The following is an 821-nucleotide window of genomic DNA, read 5'->3' as shown; positions in this document are numbered from 1 at the left end:
AGAACGAGCTCCCGCGCGTGCGGGAAGCTCCCGCGCGCGTAGCCGATGCCGGCGACCACCGCGTCGAGCCGGGGATCGGCCGCGACCTGCCCGGGGGATCCCTCGGCGATGACCTCACCGGCGTCGAGTACGACGACCCGGTCACACACTCCCATGATCACATCCATGTCATGCTCGTTGAGCAGGATCCCGAGGCCCCATTCGTCGGCGAGCCGGCGCAGCAGTGCCGCGACTTCCGCGCTCTCCGACTCGTCGAGGCCGGCGCAGGGCTCGTCCAGGAGCAGCACGCCTGGGCTGGCCGCGACGGCGCGGGCGATCGCCAGCAGCCGGCGCCGGCCGTAGGGCAGATCGGAGACGGTGCGCAGCAGATCGGCGCGCAGACCGAAGGCCTCGACGGCGGCGAGGGCGGCCGAAGGCAGCGGCCGTGACCGCGGGAACACCAGGTCGGTGAGGTAGGCCAGCGGGTCCCGGCGGTCACTGGCCGCCTGGATGTTCTCCAGCACGGTGAGGTCCTCGAACAGTTCCAGGTTCTGAAACGACCGGCTGATGCCGGCGCGGGCCCGCCCGTGGGCGGGCAGGCCGTCGAGCCGGACGCCACCGAGGCTCAGCGAGCCGACCGACGCCGGCGTGTAACCGGTGATCGCGTCGATGACGGTCGTCTTGCCCGCCCCGTTCGGGCCGATCATGCCGACCACCTGGCCCGGCTCGACCCGGAGGTCGACGCCGCGCACCACGGTCACCGGGCCGAAACGCACCGTCAGCCCCCACACCGACAGGGTCGCCGGGCGCACGCCCTGCCCCGCCGGCCCCGACGCGGACGC

The 821-nt window shown here is 73.6% G+C and carries 1 protein-coding gene; it reads right to left on the bottom strand.

All coding sequences use genetic code 11. From position 1 onward, the window contains the following. Nucleotides 1-821: ABC transporter ATP-binding protein (locus MXD58_RS25950; RefSeq protein ID WP_250610348.1), on the bottom strand; the 821-nt coding region annotated here is incomplete at both ends.

This window comes from Frankia sp. AgKG'84/4 (assembly GCF_023242965.2).
Classification (GTDB): Bacteria; Actinomycetota; Actinomycetes; order Frankiales; family Frankiaceae; genus Frankia.
This window is presented reverse-complemented; position numbering and strand designations above follow the sequence as displayed.